Source organism: Variovorax sp. RA8 (assembly GCF_901827175.1).
GTDB lineage: Bacteria > Pseudomonadota > Gammaproteobacteria > Burkholderiales > Burkholderiaceae_C > Variovorax.
This window is the reverse complement of sequence record NZ_LR594662.1, coordinates 2,054,350-2,078,177: the sequence shown is the minus strand read 5'-3', so window position 1 is coordinate 2,078,177 and position 23,828 is coordinate 2,054,350. Positions and strand designations below refer to the sequence as shown.

General features: G+C 67.5%; 22 protein-coding genes. 10 read left to right on the top strand and 12 right to left on the bottom strand.

Annotated features, from left to right (window positions below):
* Nucleotides 1-25: 25 nt before the first annotated feature.
* The 5 genes from E5P3_RS09895 to E5P3_RS09875 all read left to right on the top strand — a co-directional run bounded on the left by E5P3_RS09895 (nucleotide 26) and on the right by E5P3_RS09875 (nucleotide 5,824).
* Complete coding sequence (locus E5P3_RS09895; RefSeq protein WP_162589620.1) at nucleotides 26-895, top strand: ABC transporter permease; 870 nt, start codon at nucleotides 26-28, stop codon at nucleotides 893-895.
* A 2-nt stretch (nucleotides 896-897) separates the two neighbouring features.
* Nucleotides 898-1,956 (top strand): ABC transporter ATP-binding protein, encoded by a 1,059-nt coding sequence (locus E5P3_RS09890; protein WP_162585810.1) that lies wholly within the window; start codon nucleotides 898-900, stop codon nucleotides 1,954-1,956.
* A gap of 145 nt (nucleotides 1,957-2,101) precedes the next feature.
* Nucleotides 2,102-3,133 (top strand): ABC transporter ATP-binding protein, encoded by a 1,032-nt coding sequence (locus E5P3_RS09885; RefSeq protein ID WP_162585809.1) that lies wholly within the window; start codon nucleotides 2,102-2,104, stop codon nucleotides 3,131-3,133.
* Nucleotides 3,134-3,186: 53 nt separating this feature from the next.
* Complete coding sequence (locus tag E5P3_RS09880) at nucleotides 3,187-4,863, top strand: amidohydrolase (RefSeq protein ID WP_162585808.1); 1,677 nt, start codon at nucleotides 3,187-3,189, stop codon at nucleotides 4,861-4,863.
* 1 nt (nucleotide 4,864) lies between these two features.
* Nucleotides 4,865-5,824: a CobW family GTP-binding protein gene (locus tag E5P3_RS09875; protein WP_162585807.1), complete on the top strand. Its 960-nt coding sequence runs from the start codon at nucleotides 4,865-4,867 to the stop codon at nucleotides 5,822-5,824.
* Nucleotides 5,825-5,911: 87 nt separating this feature from the next.
* Here the strand turns inward: E5P3_RS09875 and E5P3_RS09870 are convergent, their stop codons facing one another.
* The 3 genes from E5P3_RS09870 to E5P3_RS09860 all read right to left on the bottom strand — a co-directional run bounded on the left by E5P3_RS09870 (nucleotide 5,912) and on the right by E5P3_RS09860 (nucleotide 9,657).
* Nucleotides 5,912-6,808, bottom strand: a complete 897-nt coding sequence (locus E5P3_RS09870; RefSeq protein WP_162585806.1) for a LysR family transcriptional regulator — start codon at nucleotides 6,806-6,808, stop codon at nucleotides 5,912-5,914.
* Between the two features lie 80 nt (nucleotides 6,809-6,888).
* Nucleotides 6,889-9,030, bottom strand: a complete 2,142-nt coding sequence (locus E5P3_RS09865; protein WP_162585805.1) for a hypothetical protein — start codon at nucleotides 9,028-9,030, stop codon at nucleotides 6,889-6,891.
* 57 nt (nucleotides 9,031-9,087) lie between these two features.
* A complete protein-coding gene (locus E5P3_RS09860; protein WP_162585804.1) occupies nucleotides 9,088-9,657 on the bottom strand; it encodes a hypothetical protein in 570 nt (189 codons plus the stop codon).
* Nucleotides 9,658-9,933: 276 nt separating this feature from the next.
* Between E5P3_RS09860 and E5P3_RS09855 the strand changes: the two genes are divergently transcribed.
* Together E5P3_RS09855 and E5P3_RS09850 are read left to right on the top strand one after the other, a co-directional pair.
* Complete coding sequence (locus tag E5P3_RS09855) at nucleotides 9,934-10,416, top strand: hypothetical protein (RefSeq protein WP_162585803.1); 483 nt, start codon at nucleotides 9,934-9,936, stop codon at nucleotides 10,414-10,416.
* Nucleotides 10,406-10,897: a YybH family protein gene (locus tag E5P3_RS09850; protein WP_162585802.1), complete on the top strand. Its 492-nt coding sequence runs from the start codon at nucleotides 10,406-10,408 to the stop codon at nucleotides 10,895-10,897. Before E5P3_RS09855 ends, E5P3_RS09850 begins: the two co-directional genes overlap by 11 nt.
* Before the next feature lie 6 nt (nucleotides 10,898-10,903).
* Here the strand turns inward: E5P3_RS09850 and E5P3_RS09845 are convergent, their stop codons facing one another.
* From E5P3_RS09845 to E5P3_RS09835, 3 genes are read right to left on the bottom strand one after another with little or no spacing between them, the layout of a single operon-like run.
* Nucleotides 10,904-12,379, bottom strand: coding sequence for a hypothetical protein (locus E5P3_RS09845; RefSeq protein ID WP_162585801.1), 1,476 nt, complete (start codon nucleotides 12,377-12,379; stop codon nucleotides 10,904-10,906).
* A 31-nt stretch (nucleotides 12,380-12,410) separates the two neighbouring features.
* Nucleotides 12,411-12,761, bottom strand: coding sequence for a hypothetical protein (locus E5P3_RS09840; RefSeq protein WP_162585800.1), 351 nt, complete (start codon nucleotides 12,759-12,761; stop codon nucleotides 12,411-12,413).
* A 14-nt stretch (nucleotides 12,762-12,775) separates the two neighbouring features.
* Complete coding sequence (locus tag E5P3_RS09835; RefSeq protein ID WP_162585799.1) at nucleotides 12,776-13,747, bottom strand: tripartite tricarboxylate transporter substrate-binding protein; 972 nt, start codon at nucleotides 13,745-13,747, stop codon at nucleotides 12,776-12,778.
* Between the two features lie 485 nt (nucleotides 13,748-14,232).
* Here E5P3_RS09835 and E5P3_RS09830 point away from each other — a divergent pair, with 485 nt between their 5' ends.
* The 3 genes from E5P3_RS09830 to E5P3_RS09820 all read left to right on the top strand — a co-directional run bounded on the left by E5P3_RS09830 (nucleotide 14,233) and on the right by E5P3_RS09820 (nucleotide 16,840).
* On the top strand, nucleotides 14,233-14,433 hold the full coding sequence (locus E5P3_RS09830; RefSeq protein ID WP_162585798.1) for a hypothetical protein: 201 nt from the start codon (nucleotides 14,233-14,235) through the stop codon (nucleotides 14,431-14,433).
* Nucleotides 14,434-14,700: 267 nt separating this feature from the next.
* The gene (locus tag E5P3_RS09825; protein ID WP_162585797.1) at nucleotides 14,701-15,210 is read left to right on the top strand and encodes a fumarylacetoacetate hydrolase family protein; all 510 of its coding nucleotides are present in this window, start codon (nucleotides 14,701-14,703) and stop codon (nucleotides 15,208-15,210) included.
* Nucleotides 15,194-16,840, top strand: coding sequence for an acyl-CoA synthetase (locus E5P3_RS09820; RefSeq protein ID WP_162585796.1), 1,647 nt, complete (start codon nucleotides 15,194-15,196; stop codon nucleotides 16,838-16,840). Before E5P3_RS09825 ends, E5P3_RS09820 begins: the two co-directional genes overlap by 17 nt.
* A 227-nt stretch (nucleotides 16,841-17,067) precedes the next feature.
* Here the strand turns inward: E5P3_RS09820 and E5P3_RS09815 are convergent, their stop codons facing one another.
* The 6 genes from E5P3_RS09815 to E5P3_RS09790 form a co-directional block, all read right to left on the bottom strand.
* Entirely contained in the window at nucleotides 17,068-18,705 is a 1,638-nt protein-coding gene (locus tag E5P3_RS09815; protein ID WP_162585795.1) for a 3-(methylthio)propionyl-CoA ligase, read from the bottom strand.
* A 49-nt stretch (nucleotides 18,706-18,754) separates the two neighbouring features.
* The gene (locus E5P3_RS09810; protein WP_162585794.1) at nucleotides 18,755-19,750 is read right to left on the bottom strand and encodes a Bug family tripartite tricarboxylate transporter substrate binding protein; all 996 of its coding nucleotides are present in this window, start codon (nucleotides 19,748-19,750) and stop codon (nucleotides 18,755-18,757) included.
* A 9-nt stretch (nucleotides 19,751-19,759) separates the two neighbouring features.
* Nucleotides 19,760-20,494 (bottom strand): Sua5/YciO/YrdC/YwlC family protein, encoded by a 735-nt coding sequence (locus tag E5P3_RS09805; protein WP_162585793.1) that lies wholly within the window; start codon nucleotides 20,492-20,494, stop codon nucleotides 19,760-19,762.
* 65 nt (nucleotides 20,495-20,559) lie between these two features.
* Nucleotides 20,560-21,588: a tripartite tricarboxylate transporter substrate binding protein gene (locus E5P3_RS09800; protein ID WP_232073067.1), complete on the bottom strand. Its 1,029-nt coding sequence runs from the start codon at nucleotides 21,586-21,588 to the stop codon at nucleotides 20,560-20,562.
* Nucleotides 21,589-21,659: 71 nt separating this feature from the next.
* On the bottom strand, nucleotides 21,660-22,631 hold the full coding sequence (locus tag E5P3_RS09795) for a tripartite tricarboxylate transporter substrate binding protein (RefSeq protein WP_162585792.1): 972 nt from the start codon (nucleotides 22,629-22,631) through the stop codon (nucleotides 21,660-21,662).
* A gap of 35 nt (nucleotides 22,632-22,666) precedes the next feature.
* Entirely contained in the window at nucleotides 22,667-23,827 is a 1,161-nt protein-coding gene (locus tag E5P3_RS09790; protein WP_174263058.1) for a 2-methylaconitate cis-trans isomerase PrpF family protein, read from the bottom strand.
* Nucleotide 23,828: the final 1 nt, after the last annotated feature.

Sequence of the window (23,828 nt, the reverse complement as noted above, 5' to 3'; positions counted from 1 at the left end):
CGTGCACGCTGCAACTGCGGCGGCCATGCCTGCGGCCCGCCCCGCGCCCAAGGTCGAGCATCCCGGGGCCGAGGCGCTGCGCATGTTCCTGCGCAACCCCTCGGCCATCGCCGGCATGGCGATGCTGCTGCTGATCCTGCTGGTCGCGATCGCAGGTCCCTGGGTCTACCCGGCCGACCCCTTCGAGATCCGCTCCGCCCCGCTCACCCCACCCTTCAGCGAAGAGGCCTGGCTGGGCAGCGACTACCTCGGCCGCGACATCCTGACCACGCTCATCTACGGCGGCCGCGCCACCCTGCTGGTGGGCGCGGTGGCGGCGCTGCTCTCGGTGGCGATCGGCATCACGCTGGGCGCCTTCGCCGGCTACTACGGCGGCAAGGTCGATGCCGCGCTGATGCGCCTGACCGAGTTCTTCCAGGTGCTGCCCGCCCTGCTCTTCGCGATGGTGGTGGTGACGCTGTTCTCGCCTTCGCTGGTCACGGTGACGCTGGCCATCGGCATCGTGAGCTGGACCGGCACCGCGCGGCTCACGCGCGCCGAGTTCCTCAAGTTCCGCAGCCTGGAGTTCGTGCGTGCCGAGCGCGCGATCGGCGCCGGCAACGCACGGATCATCTGGAAGGTGATCCTGCCCAACGCGCTGCCGCCGCTGGTGGTGTCGGCCACGCTGGCGGTGGGTGCGGCCATCCTGTTCGAGGCCGGCCTGTCCTTCCTGGGGCTCGGCGATCCCAACCAGATGAGCTGGGGCCTGATGATCGGATCGAGCCGCCAGTACGTGCTGTCCTGCTGGTGGGCCGTGGCCTTCCCGGGCGCGGCCATCTTCCTCACCGTGCTCGCCGTCAGCCTGATCGGCGACGGCCTCAACGATGCACTCAACCCCAAGCTGAGAGAGCGTTGACCATGCCCGCGACTTCCTCCAACCAGCCCCTGCTGCGCGTGCAGGACCTGCACGTCGAGTTCCGGACCCGCCGCGGCCAGGCCCAGGTGCTCAATGGCGTGGACTTCGAGATTCGCGGCGGCGAGACGCTCTGCGTGGTCGGCGAATCCGGCTGCGGCAAGAGCATGACCGCGCTGGCCCTGCTGCGCCTGATCCCCTCCCCGCCCGGGCGCATCAGCAGCGGGCGCGTGCTGTTCCAGGACGAGGACCTGCTCAAGGCCGGCGACGCCCGGATGCGCGAGGTGCGCGGCAACCGCATCTCGATGATCTTCCAGGAGCCGATGACCTCGCTCAACCCGGTGTTCACCGTGGGCGACCAGATCGCCGAATCGCTGCAGCTGCATGCTGGCATGAACATGCACGCGGCGCGGCTGCGCGCCATCGAGATGCTGCGGCAGGTCGGCATCCCGGCGCCGGAGCGGCGCGTCGACGAGTACCCGCACCAGCTCTCCGGCGGCATGCGCCAGCGCGTGATGATCGCGATGGCGCTGGCCTGCCGCCCCGACATCCTGATCGCCGACGAACCCACCACCGCGCTCGACGTCACGGTGCAGGCGCAAATCTTCGACCTGCTGCGCGAGCTGCAGCGCGAGAAGGGCACGGCCATCCTGCTCATCACCCATGACATGGGCGCGGTGGCCGAAATGGCCGACCGCGTGATGGTGATGTATGCCGGCCGCGTGATCGAGCAAGGCACTGCCGCGCAGGTGCTCGGCGAACCGGGCCACCCCTACACGCGCGGCCTGATCGAATGCCTGCCCGAGCTCGGCAGCAGCGCCATCGGCGAGGACCGCGAGGCGCTGCCCGAGATCGCCGGCATGGTGCCCTCGATCTGGGAGCTGGGCAGCGGCTGCGCCTTTCGCGAGCGCTGCCCGCATGCGATGGAACGCTGCGCCACCGAAGTGCCGCCGATGTTCGAGCTGCCGAGCGCGTTCGTTCCGCTGCACGCGGCGATGCCGCATGGGGCGGCCTGCTGGCTGCATGCGGCGCCGCAGCCACACAAGCTGAGGGATGCTGCGTGATGTGTCTTGGGTCGTTGTTGCGTTGCGCCTGGTTTGAGGCTGGAGCCGGGGCGAACTCCCGGCCCCGGACTCGAACCAACAGCAAGGTACGAATCGACACCCCACCCCCCTCACTCGCAGCGACAAGCGCAAGGGAGATCAAGCAATGAGCCTCATAGACACCGACACGCTCCTGTCGGTCAACGACCTCAAGGTCCACTTCCCCCGCGGCAAGCCCGCCTGGGGCCGCGCCGCCGAAGTCGTGAAGGCGGTCGACGGCGTGTCCTTCCAGGTCCGACGCGGCAGCACGCTCGCGGTGGTCGGCGAATCCGGCTCGGGCAAGACCACCACTGCGTTGGCGGTCATGCGGCTCGCACCGATCACCGGCGGCCATGTGCAGCTGGGCGACACCCAGCTCGGCACGCTGGAGGGCGAGGCGCTGCGCAAGGCGCGCTCGCGCATGCAGATCATCTTCCAGGACCCCTTCTCCTCCCTCAACCCGCGCGAGCGCGCCGGCGCCACGGTGCGCGCGCCGCTGGACCTGATGAAGATCGGAACGCCCGCCGAGCGCACGCAGCGCGTGGCCGAGCTCTTCGAGGCGGTGGGCCTGCGGCCCGAGCAGCAGCAGCTCTTCCCGCACCAGTTCTCGGGCGGGCAGCGCCAGCGCATCAACATCGCGCGCGCCCTGGCCACCAACCCCGAGCTGGTGGTGTGCGACGAGCCCGTGTCGGCGCTGGACATCGCGATCCGCGCGCAGATCCTCAACCTGCTGGCGCGGCTGCAGCGCGAGCTGGGGCTGACCTACCTCTTCATCTCGCACGACATGGCGGTGGTGGAGCACATCTGCGACGACATCGCCGTGATGTACCTGGGCCAGATCGTGGAGCGCGCGCCGCGCCGCAGCTTCTTCGCGCGGCCACTGCATCCGTACAGCGTGGCGCTGATGTCGGCGGTGCCGACGGTCAGCGGCGGGCGCCGGCGGGCGGCGCAGCGCATCAAGCTCACCGGCGATCCGCCCAGCCCCATCAACCCGCCCGCAGGCTGCCGCTTCGCCGGCCGCTGCCCGGTGGCCGAGCCAGCCTGCGAGGCCGAGCTGCCGCCACTGCGCGAAGTCGCGCCGGACCACTGGGTGCGCTGCCGGCGCGTCGAGATCCTGCAGGGCCAGCCGCAGCCGCCCCTGCGCATGCAGCCGGGCTGAAACCGGCGCACCATCCGTTCCTCGTCCCCTTTCCTTCGCTTCGACACATCTTCATGAGCGCCACCACCGTCTACCCCGCCCGCAAGATCATCACCATGAATCCGATGCAGCCAGAGGCCACGCACGTCGCGGTGCGCGATGGGCGAGTGCTCGCAGTCGGCAGGCTGGAAGACATGCAGGCCTGGGGCGCCTTCACGCTGGACGAACGCTTTGCCGGCAAGGTGCTGATGCCCGGCCTGGTCGAGGGACACTGCCACCTGAAGGAAGGCAGCATGTGGGACTGGACGTACCTGGGCTGGTTCGACCGCCGCGACCCGGACGGCAAGACCTGGAGCGGCCTGCGCTCGATGGATGCCGTGGTCCGGCGCCTCGCCGAAGTCGACGCGCAGATGAGCGCGGCCGGCCGGCCCGCCACCGAGCCGCTGATCGCCTGGGGGTTCGATCCGATCTACTTCGGCGGCGAGCGCATGACGGTCGAACACGTGGACCGCGCGAGCAGCACCCGCCCGATCGTCATCGGCCATGCCAACGGCCACCTGATGAACGTCAACAGCGCCATGCTGCGGCTGGCCGAGATCACCCGCGACAACGAGGTCGAGGGCGTGGTCAAGTTCGCCGGCGGCGAGATGGCCGGCGAGCCCACCGGCGAGCTGCAGGAGCCCGCCGCGATGTTCCTCGTGCTGCGCAAGATCGGCAACGCCGGCCTGCTGGCGCCGATGACCGCAGAGGGCGTGCGCTCCTTCGGCCGCCTGGCCTGCATGCAGGGCGTGACCACCGCCACCGACCTGGTCAACAAGCTGACCGAGGAAGACTGCCGCGTGCTCGAAACGGTGACGGGGGACGAAGGCTTCGGCGTGCGCATCCTGCCCGCCTTCCAGGCCTTCCACGGCACGCACGGCGCGGCCATGGGCGCCGAACATGTGAAGAGCCTGATGCCCCGCAACACCGACCGCCTGCGCTACGGGCTGGTGAAGATGATGCTGGACGGCTCGATCCAGGGCTTCTCGGCGCGGCTGCGCTGGCCCGGCCACTTCAACGGCGCGCCCAACGGCATCTGGGTCACGGCGCCGGCGCAGTACGAGGCCGACTTCGAGGCCTACCATCGCGCCGGCCTCACCATCCACACGCACACCAACGGCGACGAGGCCAGCGAGGCGGCCATCGACGCCATCGAGCGCGTGCTCGCCCGCGCGCCGCGGCCCGACCACCGCCACACGCTGCAGCACGGCCAGATGATCGACGCGCCGCTGTTCCGCCGCATGGCCGCGCTGGGCCTGTGCGCCAACCTCTTCGCCAACCACATCTGGTACTGGGGCGACCAGCACTACGAGATGACCATGGGCCCGGATCGCGCCAACCGGCTCGACGCCTGCGGCAGCGCGCTGGCGGCCGGCGTGCCGCTGGCCATCCATTCCGATGCCCCGGTCACGCCGCTCGGGCCGCTCTTCACCGCCTGGTGCGCCGTCAACCGCGTCACGCCCAAGGGCCGCGTGCTGGGCGAGGCCGAGCGCATCGGCGTACCCCAGGCGCTGCGCGCCATCACCCTCGGCGCCGCCTGGACGCTGAAGCTCGACCGCGAGATCGGCAGCATCGAATGCGGCAAGCGCGCGGACTTCTGCGTGCTCGAGGAAGACCCGCTGGCGGTCGATCCGATGAAGCTCAAGGACGTTCGCGTGTGGGGCACGGTGCTGTCGGGCCGCGTGTTCGAGGCCGAGGCGCGCGAGGGCTGAGGTGAAGCCGCGGCTGCCGCTCACCGTCATCGGCGGCTTCCTGGGCGCCGGCAAGACCACGCTCGTCAACCGCTGGCTGCGCGAGGCCGAGGGCCAGCGCATCGCGGTGCTGGTCAACGACTTCGGCGCGCTCAACATCGACGCGGCGCTGATTGCCGGCGCGCGCGGCGACACCATCGCGCTCACCAACGGCTGCGTGTGCTGCCAGATCGGGGACGATCTCTCGCGTGCGCTGATCCAGGTGCTGGAATCGGGCACGCGCTTCGATGCGGTGGTGATCGAGGCCAGCGGCGTGTCCGACCCCTGGCGCATCGCGCAGCTCGGCATGGCGGCGCCCGAACTGGCGCTGGAGGGCGTGATCGTGCTGGTCGACGCAGCCGCCGCGATGGCGCAGGCACGCGATCCGCTGCTGGCCGACACGCTGGAGCGCCAGCTCAGGGCAGCCGACCTGGTGGCGATCAACAAGGTCGACAGCGTGACGGCCGACGAGCTGGCGCGCGTGCGCGAGTGGGTGTCGTCCGTCGCGGGCCGCACGCCGCAGTACGAGACCTCGCAGTCACGGCTGCCGAGGGTGTTGCGCGAAGGCTTGTCCCTGACCGAGGCGCGCGAGGAGCGCCAGGCCCGTGGCTGCCCGCAGCCGGGCTGCGACCATGACGATCATTCGCACCACGAGGCGCACGACCACGGCGAGCTGTTCGACACCTGGTCCTGCCGGCCCGCGCAGGTCTTCGATGCGAATGCGCTGCGCACCTGGCTGCGCGACACGCCACCCGGGTTGCTGCGCCTCAAGGGCGTGCTGCGCACCGGCGAGGCCGCTTGGTCGGAGATCCAGTTCGCGGGACGGCACGGCGCGCTGCGCAAGGCCGACGCGCCGTCGGACGGCGCGGCCGTGGTGGCGATCGGCTTGCGGGGGCACTTGCCCGTTGCGGCGTTGGAGGCAGCTTTCGCCGCACCGGCATGACTGTGAAGTCCCGGGACAAGGTTCCCGCAGGAAGCCCGGTGCGCCATGGCGACGAGCACCGCGCGCGCATTGCGCGCCTGCCGCTGTTCACCGCCGCAGCCTGCGCGAGGCGCGCCGGAATTCAGCCGCCAGCGCCGCGGCCGGTGCCGTCAGCGGTCGCATCGTCGGAGTCAGGAGGTACTGCACGGCCGGCGGCAGATCGAGATCGATGGGCAGGATCTTCAGAAGTCCTCGTTGCCGCAGCGGCTCCAGCGCCCCCAGGCTGTTCAGCGCGACATAGTCGCTCTGAAGCAGCATGTCGACCAGCGCGCTCGACGAATCGCAATGCGCCACCAGCTTCGGATCGGGCAGGCCGTGCTTGCGCATCAGCGAGACGATCGCCGGCTCGCCGGCCTGCCGCACGCTGTACACCCAGCCGTAGGACGCCAGGCTGGCCAGGTCGCGGGCGCCGGCAGCCGGGTGGTCCGCGCGCACGAAGATGGCCAGGTCGGAGCTGCACAGTTGCTCGGTGTGCAGATCGGTGACGCTCTGGTCGGTCGGCAGCGGGCCGACCGCGAAATCGATCCGGGCTTCGCGCAGCGCCGCGATCGTCGACGACGAGCGGCCGCCGAGCACGCTGATCAGCGCATCCGGCGTGTACTCGCGGAAGCGCGCCACGGCCTCCGACAGCAGCATCGCCTCGGCAGTGGCCGACAGGCCGACCGTGATCAGGTTCTGGCACTGGCCGCTGAAGCGCTCGATCTCCTCCTGGAGGTGGCGCAGCTCCGCATCGACGACGCGCGCGCGGCGCAGCACGAGGCGGCCGAGTTCGGTGGGCTCGACACCCCGCACGGAGCGCATCAGCAGCGGCACGCCCACCGATTTCTCGAGTGCGGTGAGGTTCTTGCTGACGGCAGACTGCGCGAGGCCCAGCTTGCGCGCAGCAGATCGAACACTGCCGGTCTCGACGACTGCAATCAGGTCTCGCAGATGAGCATTGCGCACTTTGTCCCGTTGTTGTTATCCGAATTCTTTCGATTGTCACACGCTAACAGGCGCAACGATGATCTGACTGCTGGAGTGCGTCAGCTCTTCTGACTCACCACCAGCTTGCCGCCGCCGCTCATGTAGCCGCTGGACTTGAACGAGCATCCCGACGTGCAGGCGAAAGAGAAGACGCCGTTGTTGCTGGCGTTGTCCTGCACCATCACGCGGAACGACGCCGGCTGGCCGTCGAAGGTGCCTTCGCCGTCGATCTGCACCGAGTTCCTGGTCGCCGTGACCTGGCCATCGGCATCGATGGCCGAGCCGAGTCGCGTCACCGAGCTCAGTTCCGCGGTATGGCCCTGGCCCTTCAACGTCATGCTCGCCACTGCGGGGGCGCCGTTGCCGTTGCGGCCGGCTTCCACCGTGACATCCAGCGTGCCCTTGTCCGAAACCACTTGCCCCTTGACGCTGGTGCTGCGGCTCATGCAGGGGTTGTATTCGGGGTTGGTCAGCTCCAGGGACACCAGGCCGCCTTGGTTCCAGCCCGTGTAGTACAGGCAGTTCTCGGCGTCATAGCGCGGGTCGGGGCGGGTGAAGTCCATCTGGTCGTTCGAGTTGGTCTCCTTGACGTAGTAGGCAATCTCGACGGGGTGGGTCGGGTCCTTCCAGTCGACGAAGCGCATGCCGGCATAGGCGCTCGCGTAGATCGCCAGGCGCATGTTGTTGCGGTCGTCGAAGTTGAGGTAGTGAGTCATGCCGGCCCAGTCGCCCGTTGCCAGGTTCTTCTCGCAGCCAGCTTGCGTGTTGGCGTCGGACACATAGGTGCCGACGACCTGCGGGTTCTTCTCGTCCGAGAGGTCGATCATGCGGGCGTACGAGCGATGACTGCAGACGCCCGAGGGCGTACCGCCCAGGCCGCCGCCCGATTCTTCGGTCGAGAGGATGTACTCCTTGCCGTTGATGTGCTTCACCCACTCGGTGGCGTGGGCCGAGGCCGTCTCCCCGTTGCCGAACTCGGGGTTGATCATCTGCTTCTCGTCGCACCACGAGGTGAAGCTGACGTACTTCAGCTTCGGGTTGGCCACCCGGTTGACGATGTCGCTCGAATCCATGACCAGCAGGCCGTTGCCGCACCTCTGGGTCCGCTCCTCGGGTGCGGTCTTGTTGCCGCCACCCAGCGAGTTGGTACCGCCATACAGCGCCATGTAGACGCGCGTTCCGGCATTGTTGGTGCTGACGTCGTGGAAGTGGGTCGTGTTCAGGATCTTCCACTTGGGGTTGTCCTGCACTTCCGGGGGCAGTTCCAGCCGGTTCCAGGTCAGCAGGGGCTTCGGATTCTTCGGGTCCGACAGGTCGGTCACGTGCATGTCGATGCGATTCTCGGCACCCGCGACGACTTGGTTCTTGTTGCCGTTGACAGTGTTGCCGCTACCGATGATCGCCGTGCCGCTGAACGGGATGCCATAGTAGGTCTTGGCGTCGGGCGAGAGCCAGCCGTCGTGGTTGCCCTGGGGCGTGTTGTAGGTGGTGCTCAGCGGGACCGGGTGCAGGCAGTCGCTGACGTCATAGACGTCCAGCGGGTTGGTACCGGCGGGACCGTTGTCCTTGTATGCGCCGACCATGATGTTGCCCTGGAGTTCGAGCGCCGAGTAGGCGCGGATCATCGCGGGCGTGCGCAGGACCTTCCCGTAGGGGTTCGGGCCGGCCGGGTCGAAGGAGGCGTGACCGACCTGGTCGTCATCGGGCGTGATCGCCATCTTCGTCGGCGTCTTCATGTCGAACACGATGGTGCCCACGTACGGCACCGAGTCATTGATCGCCTTCCTGAGAGCATCGGTGGTGCCGTCGCGCCGGGAGGCGTAGGCGCAACGGTCCTTGAGCTGCAAGTCGCCGAAGGCGCCGCGGTCGAACAGCTTGTGCTGGGCGACCTTGCGCGCGCCGCACCAGAACCCCTTGAAGGTGACGTTCGCGCTCGCCCCGGAGACGACCCCGGTCGGGCTCATCTCCGTCAACGGAATCCCGCCGCGCAGTCCGGTCTCCGGCTGGTCGCCTGGGCCTGCCTCGCAGTAGTCGATCTTGCGAGCCGGGATGGGCTCGGCGGCGACAGGTGACTCCGTGCCAGGCGTCCCGGTGCCTGCGATGGGCAGCACGCCCGCGGAATTGTTGCTGCCGCCGCCGCAAGCGGCGAGCAGCACAGCCGTGGCCAGGGCGGCCATCGACAGCTGAAGTTTCATGTTCACGCGTTATCTCCTCTTTGGAATAGTGATGGATGAGCAGGGTGCGGCGGGCATCTCGCGTCAATGCCCCAGGACTTCCTCCTCGGGCGCGGGTCCCCGGTACGCTGCGGGGAGTTGCTCGATGGGAATGAGGTGAGGCGCCGGCACGGCGGCAACCGCCTGCGCCAGCGGCGCGACAACCGCGGGCGCAGCAGCTGCTGCCTGGGCCTGGGCTTCGATCACGATGGAGCGCCCCGCGCCGGCCAGCGCGACACGGTCGGATTCGATCGCGATGACGACGAAGCCTTCCACTCGGTCGCCCACGCGAAGCTGCAGAAGCTGCGAGTCCGTCGTGCGGCGCACCATCGCGAAGCTGCGGGTGCCGGCCATGACCGTCCCTTCGAGCTTGAGCGCCGGCGCGGACACGGGCGTCGCGGCCTCGATCGGTGCGGAGGTGGATACGCTGCAGACGTCGGATGGGGGCGCGGGTGCGGGCGCGCGGTCCGCGATCTGCGCGACCGGAGGCGGCGCGGCCGCAGCCACCGGCATGACGGCGTCCTCGTGCTGCCACCACATCACCGCCAGCACGCCGGCGAGCACCATCATGAGCCACCACGGCCAGCGAGCGCGATGTCCCTGGGAAAGTTGCATGTCGGTTTTGTCGGGGTTCGCCAGCACATTCGGAAGCGGCGTAGGTTAGTCGCGCCCCCCCGCGGCGCGGAAGACGATCAACGGTCAATGCGTTCATCGCAGGTGAGCACACAAGCCCTGACGTCGATGCGCCGCGCCCAGCGCAAACCCGCACGGATGCTTGCGTTGCGGCACGCGAGCCATGCCTGCTTCGCGCACGAGCGGCGCTCGAGGTGCCGCCGCCATCCCTTGCACACGGCTGCAACGCTGGTGATACTGCCGGGCTTCTCAAGAAGGATGACGACGATGTTGTTGAAATGGTTCTCGGCCGGTGCCCGGGCCTCGGCGATGGCCGGGGCCTTGCTGCTCGCGCTTCATGCTTCGGCCGACCCCCTGTCGCGCGATGGCATGCGGCTCGCCGGCCACGACCCGCTCGTCGACCCGGTGCTGCGGCGCTTCACCGGCAAGGTGATCGGTCTCGGCGCGGCCGGCAAGGCGGGCCATATCTACACGCTGCGCGTCGAACCGATCGGCCCGAGGATGGTTCCGCCGGCGCGCAACGAACTGCGCGGCTGGCGACTCACCGTGCTGAAGGGCGCGCGCTTCGGGAGCGTCTTCTGGGTGCACGGCAACACCGCGAACGAGATCACCGTGCGCGGCAAGGATGGCTGGCTCGACGGGATGATCGCGGGCGACCTGTTCGTCGCCGAGCAGCTCGACCCGAATGCGCCGTCAGCCACCTCCCGCCGCGACGAGGATGGGCTGCAGCGTGCGGTCTGAGCGGGTCCGCCCGCTGCTCGTCGCCGCGAGCCTGGCGATTGCCGGCGCCGCGTGGGGCCAGGTCGGGAAGTTGCCGGCCGATGCGGTCGACGGCTTCCACGCGGCGCTCAAGCGCAAGGACACAGCCGGTGCGCTGTCCCACCTGGACCGTGCACTGGTCGTGTTCGAGTTCGGCACCACGGACCCGACGGTCGAGGCCTATGCGCTGAGCCATCTGCCGGGCGACATGGACATGGCCGCCATCGCCGACTGGACACTGCAGGCCCGGCGCGTCGGCGGCAGCGGCAACGAGCGCTGGGTGCTGAGCACCTACCGCATCAGCGGCAAGCGGCCCGATGGCAAGGCGATCGATCAGGTGATGCTGGAGACGGCGATCGTGCGGCGCGTGGGCGAGAGCTTCCGCATCGTCCACCTGCACTGGTCGAGCGACAAGAACGACTTCCAGTCCTGGGCCCAGACGAAGCAGCGTCCCGCCCCCTGACCGCCATCAGCCTACGATGGGCTGGGCCATGATCCACAGGCTCAGGCTCGTATAGGCCACCATCAGCGCGAGCATCGGCAACTGGCTCAAGAGCGCTGCACGGTGGCTCACGAAGCGCCGCGCCGCTTCGATGTGGGCGACGATGACCGCCAGCACATGGCCGACGACGATCAGCGCAACAGCGGCGTACCAATACACGGCCGGGCTGACGATGCCGAGATCGACGGCACGGCCGCGCGTGCCGAAGAGGTTCCAGCCCCAGCCGAACGGGTCCGACGCGAGCGGGATGATGAACTGCCCGGTGGTCAGCAGCAGCGATACGTAGTGCGCGAGGTGGTAGGCCACGGCGATCGGCACGAGGCTCCAGACCATGGCGTTCAGGTCCGCATCGGCACTGCCTTCGCTGCGTGCGTGGCCCGCCAGGCGCAACATCCACGCGCCAACGCCGCGAAAGATCAGCACGAAGACGAACGGGAACAGCAGCAGTACGACGGTGTTCAGCCATTGCGTCTCGTCCAGGCCTGTCGCGGAGGAGAGCGCGAACAGCGTCTCTGCCACGGGACGCGAAGTCTGCGCGGCGGTCCCGATGCGATCCATCAGCGGCGTCTCGTGAAAGCCGTCGAAGGTGACGGTCGCGAGCATCAGCAGCACGAACGCTGCCATCGAATTCGACACCCGCTCGCTCGCCAGCAAGCCGGCGGCGTAGGGCCGCAGGCGCAGACGCGCCCGCTCGGCCGGTGTCGAGCTGCGCAGCTCGAACGGTGCGAAGCGGCCCAGTACCCGGAACACCATCGCGAACGCATCGGCCTGGCTGCGCCAGGTCTCCACGCCGAAGAGCAGCATGCCGCCCCAGCTCAACGCCGAGTAGGCCAGCAAGGCGGTGGCGATGGCGCGTGGCACGTCCTTGTCCTGCCAGACCAGCTCGACCCACGCGAAGACGAAGAACAGTGCGACCGCCGGCCACGCCCCCAGCCGCGCCGGGTAGGCCCACCCCAGCGACTCCCGGCAGCCGATCAGGCGAACGGCTGCGCGATACATCGCGGGCAGCGGGTTGACCACTTCCCACAGGTCGCCGACGAGCGCGCAGAAGAAGGCCATGCCGACCCACCACAGCACCCAGACCATCGTGACGATCAGGTTCGCATACGCGTCGGGATTGCCGAAGAAGCCGGCCGCCAGCGTGAGCACGAACAGCACGCAGGAAATGGTGCGCAACACGATCGCGAGCGGATGCGCCACGCGGCGCAGCGGCGAGAACCGCAGCAGATCCATGCTGCGAAGGAATGCCGTGCCGAAGTCGCGCTGCCGCGCGAACAGCGCCAGGGCCACGAAGGTCAGCACGATGGTCGCGCCGGCCCCGGTGAGCCAAAGCCACAAGGGCAGTGGCAGGTCGAAGCGCTGGCCGAAGCCATGTGCATGCGCACCGGCGGCCATGCACGCCATGGCAAGAACCGGGAAGGCCCTGGCCAGCGCTCGCAGCATGCGCTCAGATCCGGATCTGCTCAGAGCGCACCTACGGGCGGACTTCGATGAACAGCACGGCGCGGTGATTGCCCGCGCCCTCGCGATGCTCGTGAACGGGGAAGCGCCCGGCCAGATTGGCCTTGAACGTCATCAGCGCCTGCGCGGGCGGCGCGACCTTGGTGTCGATGTCATACCCATGCAGATGCAGCACCATCGGCTTGTCGCTGCTCAGGCGCACCTGGACCTGGTCGCCCTGCTGCACCTTCAGCGTCTCGTCGCCCTTGACCCGGCCGCCCGCAAGCTCGACCGAGAAGGACTGTGAGGCGGCCGCTGCGGCGGTGCCTGCGATCGTCGCCATCGCGACCAGTGCGATCACACGCAGGCGCGACCGATTCATCATGACGGCTCTCATGCTCAATCCGCGTACTGGCCGGCGGTCTTGATGACCGAGCCCCACTTCTCCAGTTCGGCTTCGACAAACTTCTTGTGCTCCGGCCCATTCATGCGAGCGTCGTTGATGATGACCGCGCCGAGCCCCTCCTGGCTCTTCACGAAGGCTGGATCCTTCAACGCCACCTTGAGCGCCGCATTGATCTTGTCGGTGATCGCCTTGGGCGTGCCCTTGGGGGCGAAGAGGCCATGCCAGATGCTGACGTTGAAGCCCTTCAGGCCGCTCTCGTCGAGCGTCGGCAGCGCGGCCAGAACCGGCGTCTTCAGGCGTTGCTGCGTCGTCACCGCATAGGCCTTGACCATCTTGCCTTCGATCTGCGCGGTGGTGTTGGTGGTCTGGTCACACATGACATCGACCTGGCCGCTGATGAGTTCGGTCATCGCCGGCGCGGTGCCTCTGTAGGAGATGGTTTGCATCTCGATCTTCAGCGCGTTCTGCAACATCAACCCGCACAGGTGCGAGGCGGAGCCGACGCCGGCGTTGGCGATGTTGATCTTGCCGCGGTTGTCTTCCAGCCATTTGCGCAACTCGGCGAAATTGTTGGCGGGCAGCGTCTTCTTGCTGATGATCGTCATCGGAACCTCGTTGATCAGACCGAGGTACTCGAAGTCGTCGAGGGTCTTGTAGGGCAGCTTGCGGTACAGCGCGGGCGAGGTGGCCATGCTGACGTGGTGCAGCAGCAGCGTGTAGCCATCGTTGGGCGCGCGCGCCGCCTTGGCAGCACCGATCGTGCCGCCGGCACCCCCGGCGTTGTCGACGACGACCGCGACATTGCCCAGCGGCTTGCGCAGCGCCTCGGCAAAGTCGCGCGCCACTTTGTCGGTCGGCCCACCGGCGGCGAACGGCACGACGATCGTGATCGACTTGTCGGGATACTCGGCGAAAGCGGGGAGCGCGGCAAGGGCCGCAATCGCGATCGTTAACAGGCGCTTCATTGATGATCTCGCTGGGTGTGAAGCCGAAGATCCTAATCGGCGGCCTGCGCCTTGCAGAGGGCGCCCGGCTGTCAAGTCGTTCACTCCAGGTGAACGCGGTAAACCCTGCCTGAACCTCTGCCTGAATCTCTGACTCTTCCGCTGCCGAAGATCCACTGGCCGGCTCGAGCCCAAGCGATGTCAACGCTCGAAGCCGTCGTCGCTGGCGTTTTGCACGAGGTCACTGGACATCGGCTGTCTCCTTGACCTGCCCGGCTGAGGAGGATTCCGGCGCCTCGGCGCACGAGCCCTCCCGCTCCAGAAAGCGCTGCGCATCCAGCGCCGCCATGCAGCCGCTCCCCGCGCTGGTAATGGCTTGCCGGTAGACCCGGTCTTTTGCCAACAACGGACCTTGGCGCCTCGCCTCCATCGCGTTCGGCCAAGTTCTTTGCCGTGCGTCCACTTCTTCACGACACAAAATGGCCGCAGGGAGGCAAACTGAGCCCATGTTCAGGGCACTTTTTCTCATCCTTGCTGCGCTTGTACCGATTGGCCTGGTCTATGTATTCGGCGCATGGACCCTGCTCGCGCTGTTCGGAATGACGGCCGCGACGCTGCTCTTTTCAACAAGGAAGGCACGCGGCGCTGAGGCGACGCAGGGCGGCAGGCTCACCGGATACCACACCACCCAGGCGGCAAATTTTTAGCCCCGGCGCGAACTGGGCGGAGAGTTGTTCGGTCGAAGGGGTGGACCGAGCGCGATAAGCTGACAAGGCGCCGGTCGGCCAGAAGCCGTTGGTCGGCGAGCCGCAGCAGAACGCCCCAAGGCCTTGGCTAAACCGTCGGCATGAAGAAGGGCCTGAACGTCGGAATAGGTTTGGCCGTTGGTGTCGGCATAGGTTTGCTAGCTGGCGGTTTGGCATTCCAGTGCGCCAGTGGGAGATGCAGCAGCGGGCGAGCTCTAAGCGGCGCTCATGCGAGGTGATCCCCAGCCACTGCCTTACCTGGACGATATCAACGAGCGAGCTAATGGCAGCTTGGACATTCGGCTTGAGGTGCTGTTGCAGAGCGCCAAACATCGTGCTCGTGGTCTACTCGGCGACCGCACCACGGCCACAAACTTCCGCCATCAATATTGGACCGTCGGACAAATGCTCACACAGCACACGGTCGTAGGCTGCAACGTGCAGAGCGGTGACCTCATGGACACCGGAACGATCTCTGGCCCGACAGAGGGTGAGGCCGGCGCGATGGTTGAACTGAGCGCGGGCGGTACGCGTACGGTGCCATTGCCAGGCACGAGTGAGGGGCGGCGCTTCCTGGCGGATGGTGACCGCGTTGTGCTGAAGGGCTGGTGCAAATGCCTGGCGCGGTGCGCGTTGGCTTCGGGGAGTGCAGCGGAGAAGTCCTTGCGGCTGTTCATGACGACCGTCCCGTTGTTGCCAGTCATAGCGAATAAACTAGACCATGAGTTCAATCTTTGACCGGGATCTGCCTCGGACGGCAGCCAACCACACGCCCTTGTCGCCGATCTCCTTTCTTGAACGTGCTGCCGAGGTGTACCCGCAGAAACCTGCCATAGTCCACGGTTCGCTCCGCCGCACATGGGCAAAAACGTATGAGCGTTGCCGGTGCCTCGCCAGTGCGCTGCAGTTGAGAGGCGTTGGGCGCAATGACACCGTAGCGGTCATGCTGCCGAACACGCCAGCGATGGTAGAAGCGCACTTTTTCGTCCCCATGGCGGGGGCTGTGCTCAATACCCTGAACACCCGCTTGGATGCTGCAGCCATCGCCTTCATGCTCGATCACGGGGAAGCGAAAGCGGTCATTGTGGACCCCGAGTTCGCGGCAATCATGAGGAGCGCTATCTCACTGCGAAAAGGTCGCGGACCATTGCTCATCGTCAATGCCGAAGACCCGTTGTTCACCGGATCAACCGAGCGTGTGGGCGATTTGACTTATGAGAACCTGCTTGCGGAGGGTGATCCGAACTTCGGTTGGACCGCCCCGCAGGACGAATGGGATGCCATCTCTCTGAACTATACGAGTGGCACCACCGGCGACCCAAAAGGGGTCGTGTACAGCCACCGGGGGGCTGCAACGAACGCCATCTCGAACGTCCTTGAATGGGATCTGCCCAAGCACGCGGTCTACCTGTGGACTCTGCCGATGTTCCATTGCAACGGCTGGTGTTTCCCCTGGACGATTGCGGCGCGCGCAGGTGTGAACGTCTGCCTTCGAAAAGTCGAGGCGCAAGCGATTGTCGATGCGATCACGAACCATAGTGTGACGCACTTTTGTGGCGCGCCCATCGTGCATAGCTTGCTGGTCAACGCGAACGACGCGACGAAAGCGAAGCTGCCGCGCGGCGTGAAGGCGATGGTCGCGGGCGCCGCGCCGCCGGCATCGATGATCGAAGGCATGGAGCGAATGGGATTCGACTTGACGCACGTCTATGGACTCACCGAGGTGTATGGTCCGGCCACGGTCTGCCCGAAGCATGACGAATGGAATGAACTTGATATCGGCGAGCGTGCCAGGCTGAATGCGCGGCAGGGCGTGCGCTATCACCTGCAACAAGGTGCGATGGTGATGGATGGCGAAACCATGAAGCCCGTTCCCTGGGATGGCGTAACCATGGGCGAGATCATGTTCCGCGGCAACATCATGATGAAGGGATACCTGAAGAACCCGACGGCGACCGAGAATGCGTTCGCAGGCGGCTGGTTCCACACCGGCGACCTGGCCGTGCAATACCCCGACGGCTACATCAAGATCAAGGACCGCAGCAAGGACATCATCATCTCGGGGGGCGAGAACATTTCTTCGATAGAGGTTGAAGATGTGTTGTATCGGCATCCTGCGGTACTCGCCGCAGCTGTTGTTGCCAGGCCGGACGAGAAGTGGGGTGAGACGCCTTGTGCTTTCGTCGAACTGAAAGCAGGCGTTGAAGTGTCGAAGGCCGACATCATCGCGCATTGCAAGGAGCATCTCGCCGGATTTAAAGTGCCGCGCGATGTAGTGTTTGGCGAGTTGCCAAAAACCTCAACAGGGAAGATCCAGAAGTTCGAGCTTCGCGCTAGGGCAGGATCGTCTGGCGCTATCGCGGACTAAAGAAAAGAGCCGCACGGCGATGCTTTGTCCGACCACGGCGTACCCTGGCGTCTGTGGCTGCCCCGGGGGTTCGCGGAATGTCTGCTTAGGGCCCCCCAAACCTGCCGGTCGAACTTCTGCGATGAGGGTCCGTTATCCCTTTGCCGGAGCGAAGCGCCATCGCTGAACGTGCGGCCGACGGCCATGTTCATTCCCGACTACTGGCGGACCGCAGACCCGTCCAGTTCTCAGGCCGCCGCGCCAGTCGACAGCTTGTAGTCCCTGAGCTGCTCCCGAAGGCGCGTCTTGAGGACCTTGCCGGTCGCCCCCAGCGGGATCGACTCGACGAACACCACATCGTCCGGGATCTGCCACCTGGCGGTCTTGCCTTCGTAGAACGCGAGCAGTTCCTCGCGCGTGACCTCGGCACCGGGCTTCCTGGCGACCACCACGATCGGGCGCTCGTCCCATTTCGGGTGGCGAACGCCGATGCAGGCCGCCATCGCCACCGCCGGGTGCGCGACGGCGATGTTCTCGATGTCGATCGAGCTGATCCACTCCCCGCCGGACTTGATCACGTCCTTGCTGCGGTCGGTGATCTGCAGGTAGCCATCGGCATCGATGGTCGCCACGTCGCCCGTGGGGAACCAGCCATCGACCAGCGGATCGCCGTCCTCGTTGTTGAAGTACTTCTTGACGATCCACGGCCCCTTCACCAGCAGATCCCCCGTGGCCTTGCCGTCCCACGGCAGTTCGACGCCCTGGCCGTCGACGATCTTCATGTCGACACCGAACACGGCCCGCCCCTGCTTCTCGAGCACCGCCAGCTGCGCCTCGGCGTCCATCGACAGGTGCTTCTTCTTGAGCGCGCACAGCGTGCCGAGCGGGCTCATCTCGGTCATCCCCCAGCCGTGCAGCACGTCGACGCCGTAGGCCTGGAAGCTGCGCAGCATGGCCGGCGGGCAGGCCGCGCCGCCGATCACCGTGCGTTGGAGCATGGAGAACTTCAGGTCGTTGGCCTGCAGGTGGCCAAGCAGCATCTGCCACACGGTGGGAACGCCGGCCGCGAAGGTCACGCCCTCGCCTTCCATGAGCTCGTAGATGGACTTGCCGTCCAGTGCCGGGCCGGGGAACACCAGCTTGCAACCCGTCAGCGCCGCCGAATACGGAATGCCCCAGGCGTTGACGTGGAACATCGGCACGACCGGCAGCACGGCATCGCCCGCCGAAAGGCCCATCACGTCCGGCAGCGCCGAGGCGTACGCGTGCAGCAGCGTCGAGCGATGCGTGTAGAGCACCGCTTTCGGGTTGCCCGTGGTGCCGCTCGTGTAGCACATGCTGGACGCACTGTGCTCGTCGAAGCTGGGCCAGTCATAGCGATCCGGCTGTCCGCCGATCCATGCCTCGTAGCTCACCAGGTTGGGGATGCCGCTGTCTGCGGGCAACTTGTCGGCATCGCACAGCGCGATCCATTGCCTGACCGTGGGGCAGCGGGCATGCACGGCCTGCACCAGCGGGAGAAAGCTCATGTCGAAGGCCAGGACCTGGTCTTCGGCGTGGTTGACGATCCAGGCGATCTGGTCGGGATGCAGCCGCGGATTGATGGTGTGCAGCACCCGGCCGGCGCCCGAGACGCCGTAGTACAGCTCCAGGTGGCGATAGCCATTCCAGGCAATGGTCGCAACGCGATCGGACACCGCCAACCCCTGCGCGTCCAGCGCATTGGCCACCTGGCGAGCCCGCCGCGCGACCTCGGTCCAGGTGCTGCGGTGGATGTCGCCCTCCACACGGCGCGAGACGATCTCGGCGTCGCCGTGGTGAAGTTCGGCGAAGGCAATCAGGTTGGAGATCAGCAGGGGCTGATCCTGCATCAGGCCTTGGAGCATGGGTTTCCGTTCGTGAAGGTTTGAAAGCGGAGAGCAGGAAGGATGGCCGTCATCCGTCGATGACGATCTTTCTCTGGGCGACGAGCTGCTTCCACATCGCAAGTTCGTTGGCGATGGTCCGGGCCGCCTCGGCCTTGCCGGTGACCACGCTCTGCCCGAGCGCCTCCATCCGCGTGACCACCGCCGGGGTTGCCAGCACCTCGGCCACGGCCTTCCGGAGCGTCGCGGTGACCTCCGGCGGCATGCCTGCGGGGCCCATGAGCGCGAACCAGCCCGGCGCGTCGAAGTTCGGCACGCCGCCCTCGACAATGGTCGGCACATCCGGCATGGCGGGCAGCCGCTGCAGCGAGCTGACACCGATGGCCCGCAGCCTGCCGCTCGCAATGAAGGACGAGGTGGCCGTGTAGGTCAAAAAGGCGAACTGCACGTCGCCCGCGGCCAGCGCGGTGATCGCGGGCGCGCCGCCGCGGTACGGCACATGCACGGCAAAGGTCCCGGTGCGCAGCTTGAGCAGCTCGCCGGCGAGGTGGCCGACGCTGCCGGTGCCGCCCGAGGCATAGCTCAGCTTGCCGGGCTCCTTGCGCATCGCCTCGATCAACTCGCGCGTGCTGCGGATGCCGGTGGCCGCCGGCACGACGAGCACCTGCGGCAACTGGGTCGCCATCGCGATCGGCGTGAAGGCGGACACCGGGTCGTAACCGGGGTTGCGCAGCGCCGGCACGATGGTCAGGGGCGCGTTGTCGAGCAGGCCGAGGGTGTAGCCGTCGGGGGCAGACCGGGCAACCTCCGCTGCGGCGATGGTGCCGCTCGCGCCGGGCTTGTAGTCGACCACCAGGGGCTGCCCCAGCAGCTTTCCCAGCGGCACGGCGAGCTCGCGCGCCGTGATGTCGGCGGAGCCGCCCGGGGTGTAGCCGAGCAGCAGGCGCACCGGCTTGCTCGGCCAGGCTTGCGCTTGCGCGCGCCCGCCCAGCATCGCCAACGCGAGGGCGGCTGCGCCGCCGGCGAGCGCCGAGCGGCGCCGCGGATCGAAAAGGGCTGCATGCATGGCCGGCACCTACGCGACGTTCTTCAATGCGAACTCGTTGAGGTGCCCGGAGGGCAGCGCCTCGACGCCCGGATCCGCGGGCAGCTCGACATCGAACCAGCGCTTGAGAACGCCGGAGATCAATTCGTAGCAGGCGCCGATGCGGATCACCTCCATGGTCTCGAAGTTGATCAGCGTGCCGGCGCGGCGATAGATGTGATAGCGGCGCAGTCCGTAGTCGATGGTGATGTCGGCGATCTGCTTGAGTTCATCGGGTATGTCCTCGACGCTGAACCGGGTGCCGGTCCCCGAGAGGTTGGCCGATGAGCCGAACAGCGGCACCACCTCCTCGCGGCTCAGGCGGCACAGCTCGGCATGGAAGGCGCCGGCGTTGAGCAGCATGCCGATCGTGCCGGCGGCCGTGCTCGCCCTGACGGCGTCGTCGTCCAGCTTGCGCATCAGCGGGTGGTCGGGCCGGAAGCTGCCGACCACGCCCAGGGGCAGGTCGTGGTCGACGACGAGCGCCTCCACCATCTGCTGCGCGGGAGGCGGGAGCGTTTGCAGCTCGCGCTGCGTCTCGAGGTCGCCTGCCATCGCATTGCGCTTGTGGCTGCCGCGGCGTTTGGTGTCGTAGATCTTCTTCAGCGGGTCCATGGAGGAGCCGCAACAGGCGTAGCCCGTGTCGTTGGGCACGATGGCGATGCCGCCGTTCCTGATCACGTCGATGGTGCGCCGCGCGTCGCCGGCAATGTCGAGTCTGCTCATGTCTACTCCTTGGTGGGTTCAGTGATTCAGCCAGGCGGCGGCGTCGCGGCCGGCGGCGGGGGTGGTCATTCGAGCGGGAAGCGCTTGGCCAAGGCGTCGGCGCGATCCCGCTCGCGCTGAACCATCGCCGCGAACTCTGCCGGCGTGTTGCCCAGCGGCTCGGCGCCGATGGTCGCGAAGGCCTTGCGCACCGCCTCGCTCTTCGCCACCTCGCGCAACGCGCCTGCGATGCCCTGCTGGACCTCCGCGGGTGTTCCCTTCGGCACGAAGATGCCGTACCAGGTGGTGGCGTCGAAGCTGGCAAAGCCCTGTTCGATGGCCGTCGGCGCGTCCGGCAAGACCGACGAGCGCTTGTCGCCCATCGTCATGACGACCTTGAGCGCGCCAGAACGCACATGCGGCAGCACCGCCGTGCTGCCGGCGATGGCGAACGAGACGTTGTTGGCCACCAGGTCGGTGATCAACTGGCCGCCGCCCTTGTAGTTGACGACGATGAGGTTGGGCAGCGCGCTTTCGGCGCCCAGCATGCGCGCCTGCAGGCGCGCCATGTTCTCGGTGGTGCCGAGCGAGCAAGGGGACGCGGCCGTCTTGCAGTGCCGCACCATCTCGGCCATGGTTGCGACCGGCAGCGCGGCATTGGCGGCCACCACGCCGGGCAGCGTCGAGAACGCCGACACCGGCACCAGTTGCGACACGGGATCGGTGCCCTTGAAGGCCGGCAGGTGCCGGATCAGCGTGATCGAGGGCAGTTGCACCAGCAACGTGAGGCCGTTGGGCTTGGCGTCGATCACGCGCCGGGTGCCGATCAGCCCGTCGGCGCCGCCGAGGTTCTCGACCACCACGGGCTGGCCCCAGAGCTGTGACAGCTCCTTGGCCACGACCCGTGCTTGCGCATCGGTGCCGCCGCCGGCGGCGTAGGGCACCACCATCGTCACCGGGTGCTCCGGCTTCCAGCCGGCCGCGGCGGCGCCGAGCGGAAGACCCGCCGCCACTGCTGCCACTGCGGCCAGCGCGGCCATGCATGGGCGCAGCCGCCGGCCGGCCCGCCGGACGAGGCTCCACGCCGGTTGAAACAAGCACTTCATCATCTTCATGTCTCCTTGGTTTTGTGATGGGCAAGGCGCCGGCAGCCTGTGCGCCGCGACCGTCCTTGCCGCGAGAGGCCTCAATCGACCTGAACGCCGCTGTCGACCACTGCCTTGCCCCACTTCTTCACCTCGGCATGCAGGAAGCGCCCGAACTCGGCTGGGCTCGTGATCTCCAGCTCGCCGCCGGTGGCGCGAATGGACTCCTGGATCTCGGGGCTGGCCGCAGCGCGTCGAATCGCGGCGTTGAGTGCATCGACCGTTTCGGCACGCGTGCCGGCAGGCGCGAGAAAGCCGACCCACGCAGTAATGTCGAAGCCTTTCATCCCCTGTTCGTCGACGGTGGGCACGTTCGGCAACTGGGCGTTGCGCTTGAGACCGGAGATCGCCAGCGGCTTCAGCTTGCCCGACCTGACCTGCGGCAAGGTGGCCGCCAGGGCGTCGAACATGATGGGGACCTGGCCGCCGATGACATCGGTGACGGCAGCGGGCGAGCCCTTGTAGGGGATGTGGTTGAGCTGCAGGCCGGCCTGCTTCTCCAGCACCACCATCGCCAGGTGGGCCGTGATGCCGTTGCCCCCCGAGGCAAAGTCGACCTTGCCCGGGCGCGCCTTGGCATACCCGATGAGTTCCTGCAGGTTGTTCGGCGCGAAGGCGGGCGTGGCGACCAGCAGCAACGCACCCGTGCTGACCTGCGAGACCGGCGCGAAATCCTTCAGCGTGTCGTAGGGCAGCTTCTTGTACAGCGTCGGGTTGATGGCCATCTGCCCGAGCGTGCCGAGCAGCAGCGTGCTGCCGTCCGGTGCGCTTCGCTTGACCTCCTGCGCGCCCAGGCTGCCGTTGGCGCCGGGGCGGTTGTCCACGATGACCGGCTGGCCGATCTCCTTGCCGAGCGCGGCGGCGAAGTTGCGCGCCACGATGTCGACCGTCTGTCCTGCCGGGTAGCCGACGACGATGCGCAATGGCTTGTTGGGGAGGGCGCCCTGCCCTTGCCCTTGCCCGTGCGCCGAGATGCAGGCGAGCGCGAGTGCGGCCGCGAAAGCTAGTTTCATGAAATGTCTCCGTGCTTGTAATTTGTCGAGGCGCGTCAGGCGACCGGCACGTACACGGTGCCGGCCATCAGCCGGCGTGCCGTGCGCATGAGCCCGAGGGCCGAGAAGCCGGTCCGCGCCGGTTGGGCATCGGGCTGCGCGGCCACCTTCACCGCCATCACGCCGAGCGGATGGCCGATGCGCAGCGTGTCGGTCGTGGTGTGCGCTCCGACGGCCCGGTTCACCAGCGTGCCAGGCACGCGCGACGCCGCGGCGGTGCACATCGAGCCGGTGCCGGCCATGCTGTCGTGGCACTTGCCGAGGAACACGAGGCGCGCACGCAAGTCGCAGTCGCCCGCCTTCACGGTCGCCTTGTTCACGTCGACATAGCCGGCCGGCGGCGCGACGATCACGGCGAGCGGCAGGCCCGGGAGGTGCACATCCTTCCAGTGCGCGTAGAGGCCGATGCGCTCGCCCGCCTTGCACTGGACCTCGCCGATGGTCTCGATCAGCGCGCGATCGGCAGAGATCACGGGCGGCAGCTCGCTGCCCGTGAGGCCGAGCGAGCCGGCGGCGATGAAGACGCACGGCGTCGCCGCATCGACCACCGACACCTCAATGCGCCGGCCGTCCTCGAGCGTGATGGTGTCGGTGACCTGGCCCGTCGGCAGCAGCTTGCCGGTCTTGGCACCGATGGTGCCGCTGTAGTCCATGAGGATCTCGGCGCCGGTGCCCGGCACGCCGGCGATGGCGCAGTCGCCGAGCACGCTCGCCCTGCCGTTCTTCACCGGTACCTTCGACACCAGCATCGTGCCGGTGTTGGTGTTGTGGATGCGCACCGTGGTCACCGGCTCGGTCGCTTCGACCAGGCCCTCGTCGATCGCGAAGGGCGCCACCGCCGACGAGATGTTCCCGCAGTTGGCGTCATAGCCCACGGTGTCGCGCTCCACGTCGATCTGCGCGAAGGTGTAGTCGACGTCGGCATCGCCGCGCTCGGAGCGCTTGATGATCGCCACCTTCGAAGTCACCAAGCGGGAGCCGCCCAGCCCGTCGATCTGCAGCACGTCGGGCGTGCCCATGGCGCGCTTGAGCAGGCGGTCGCGCACCGCGCCGGGCGGCGGCAGGTCGGCCTCGTGGAAGAACAGCGCCTTGCTGGTGCCGCCGCGCATCAGCACGCAGCGCACTTCGTCTTGTTCCATGACGGTGTCGATGGACATC

Bases quoted from the DNA above. Each gene is read 5' to 3' on its own strand.
- E5P3_RS09820 (WP_162585796.1), top strand. From the start codon at position 15,194: ATGAGTTCAATCTTTGACCGGGATCTGCCTCGGACGGCAGCCAACCAC.
- E5P3_RS09880 (WP_162585808.1), top strand. From the start codon at position 3,187: ATGAGCGCCACCACCGTCTACCCCGCCCGCAAGATCATCACCATGAAT.
- E5P3_RS09835 (WP_162585799.1), bottom strand. From the start codon at position 13,747: ATGAAGCGCCTGTTAACGATCGCGATTGCGGCCCTTGCCGCGCTCCCC.
- E5P3_RS09790 (WP_174263058.1), bottom strand. From the start codon at position 23,827: ATGTCCATCGACACCGTCATGGAACAAGACGAAGTGCGCTGCGTGCTG.
- E5P3_RS09885 (WP_162585809.1), top strand. From the start codon at position 2,102: ATGAGCCTCATAGACACCGACACGCTCCTGTCGGTCAACGACCTCAAG.
- E5P3_RS09825 (WP_162585797.1), top strand. From the start codon at position 14,701: ATGCGAGGTGATCCCCAGCCACTGCCTTACCTGGACGATATCAACGAG.
- E5P3_RS09810 (WP_162585794.1), bottom strand. From the start codon at position 19,750: ATGCATGCAGCCCTTTTCGATCCGCGGCGCCGCTCGGCGCTCGCCGGC.
- E5P3_RS09840 (WP_162585800.1), bottom strand. From the start codon at position 12,761: ATGATGAATCGGTCGCGCCTGCGTGTGATCGCACTGGTCGCGATGGCG.
- E5P3_RS09795 (WP_162585792.1), bottom strand. From the start codon at position 22,631: ATGAAACTAGCTTTCGCGGCCGCACTCGCGCTCGCCTGCATCTCGGCG.
- E5P3_RS09800 (WP_232073067.1), bottom strand. From the start codon at position 21,588: ATGAAGATGATGAAGTGCTTGTTTCAACCGGCGTGGAGCCTCGTCCGG.
- E5P3_RS09890 (WP_162585810.1), top strand. From the start codon at position 898: ATGCCCGCGACTTCCTCCAACCAGCCCCTGCTGCGCGTGCAGGACCTG.
- E5P3_RS09805 (WP_162585793.1), bottom strand. From the start codon at position 20,494: ATGAGCAGACTCGACATTGCCGGCGACGCGCGGCGCACCATCGACGTG.
- E5P3_RS09815 (WP_162585795.1), bottom strand. From the start codon at position 18,705: ATGCTCCAAGGCCTGATGCAGGATCAGCCCCTGCTGATCTCCAACCTG.
- E5P3_RS09830 (WP_162585798.1), top strand. From the start codon at position 14,233: ATGTTCAGGGCACTTTTTCTCATCCTTGCTGCGCTTGTACCGATTGGC.
- E5P3_RS09845 (WP_162585801.1), bottom strand. From the start codon at position 12,379: ATGCTGCGAGCGCTGGCCAGGGCCTTCCCGGTTCTTGCCATGGCGTGC.
- E5P3_RS09855 (WP_162585803.1), top strand. From the start codon at position 9,934: ATGACGACGATGTTGTTGAAATGGTTCTCGGCCGGTGCCCGGGCCTCG.
- E5P3_RS09895 (WP_162589620.1), top strand. From the start codon at position 26: ATGCCTGCGGCCCGCCCCGCGCCCAAGGTCGAGCATCCCGGGGCCGAG.
- E5P3_RS09860 (WP_162585804.1), bottom strand. From the start codon at position 9,657: ATGCAACTTTCCCAGGGACATCGCGCTCGCTGGCCGTGGTGGCTCATG.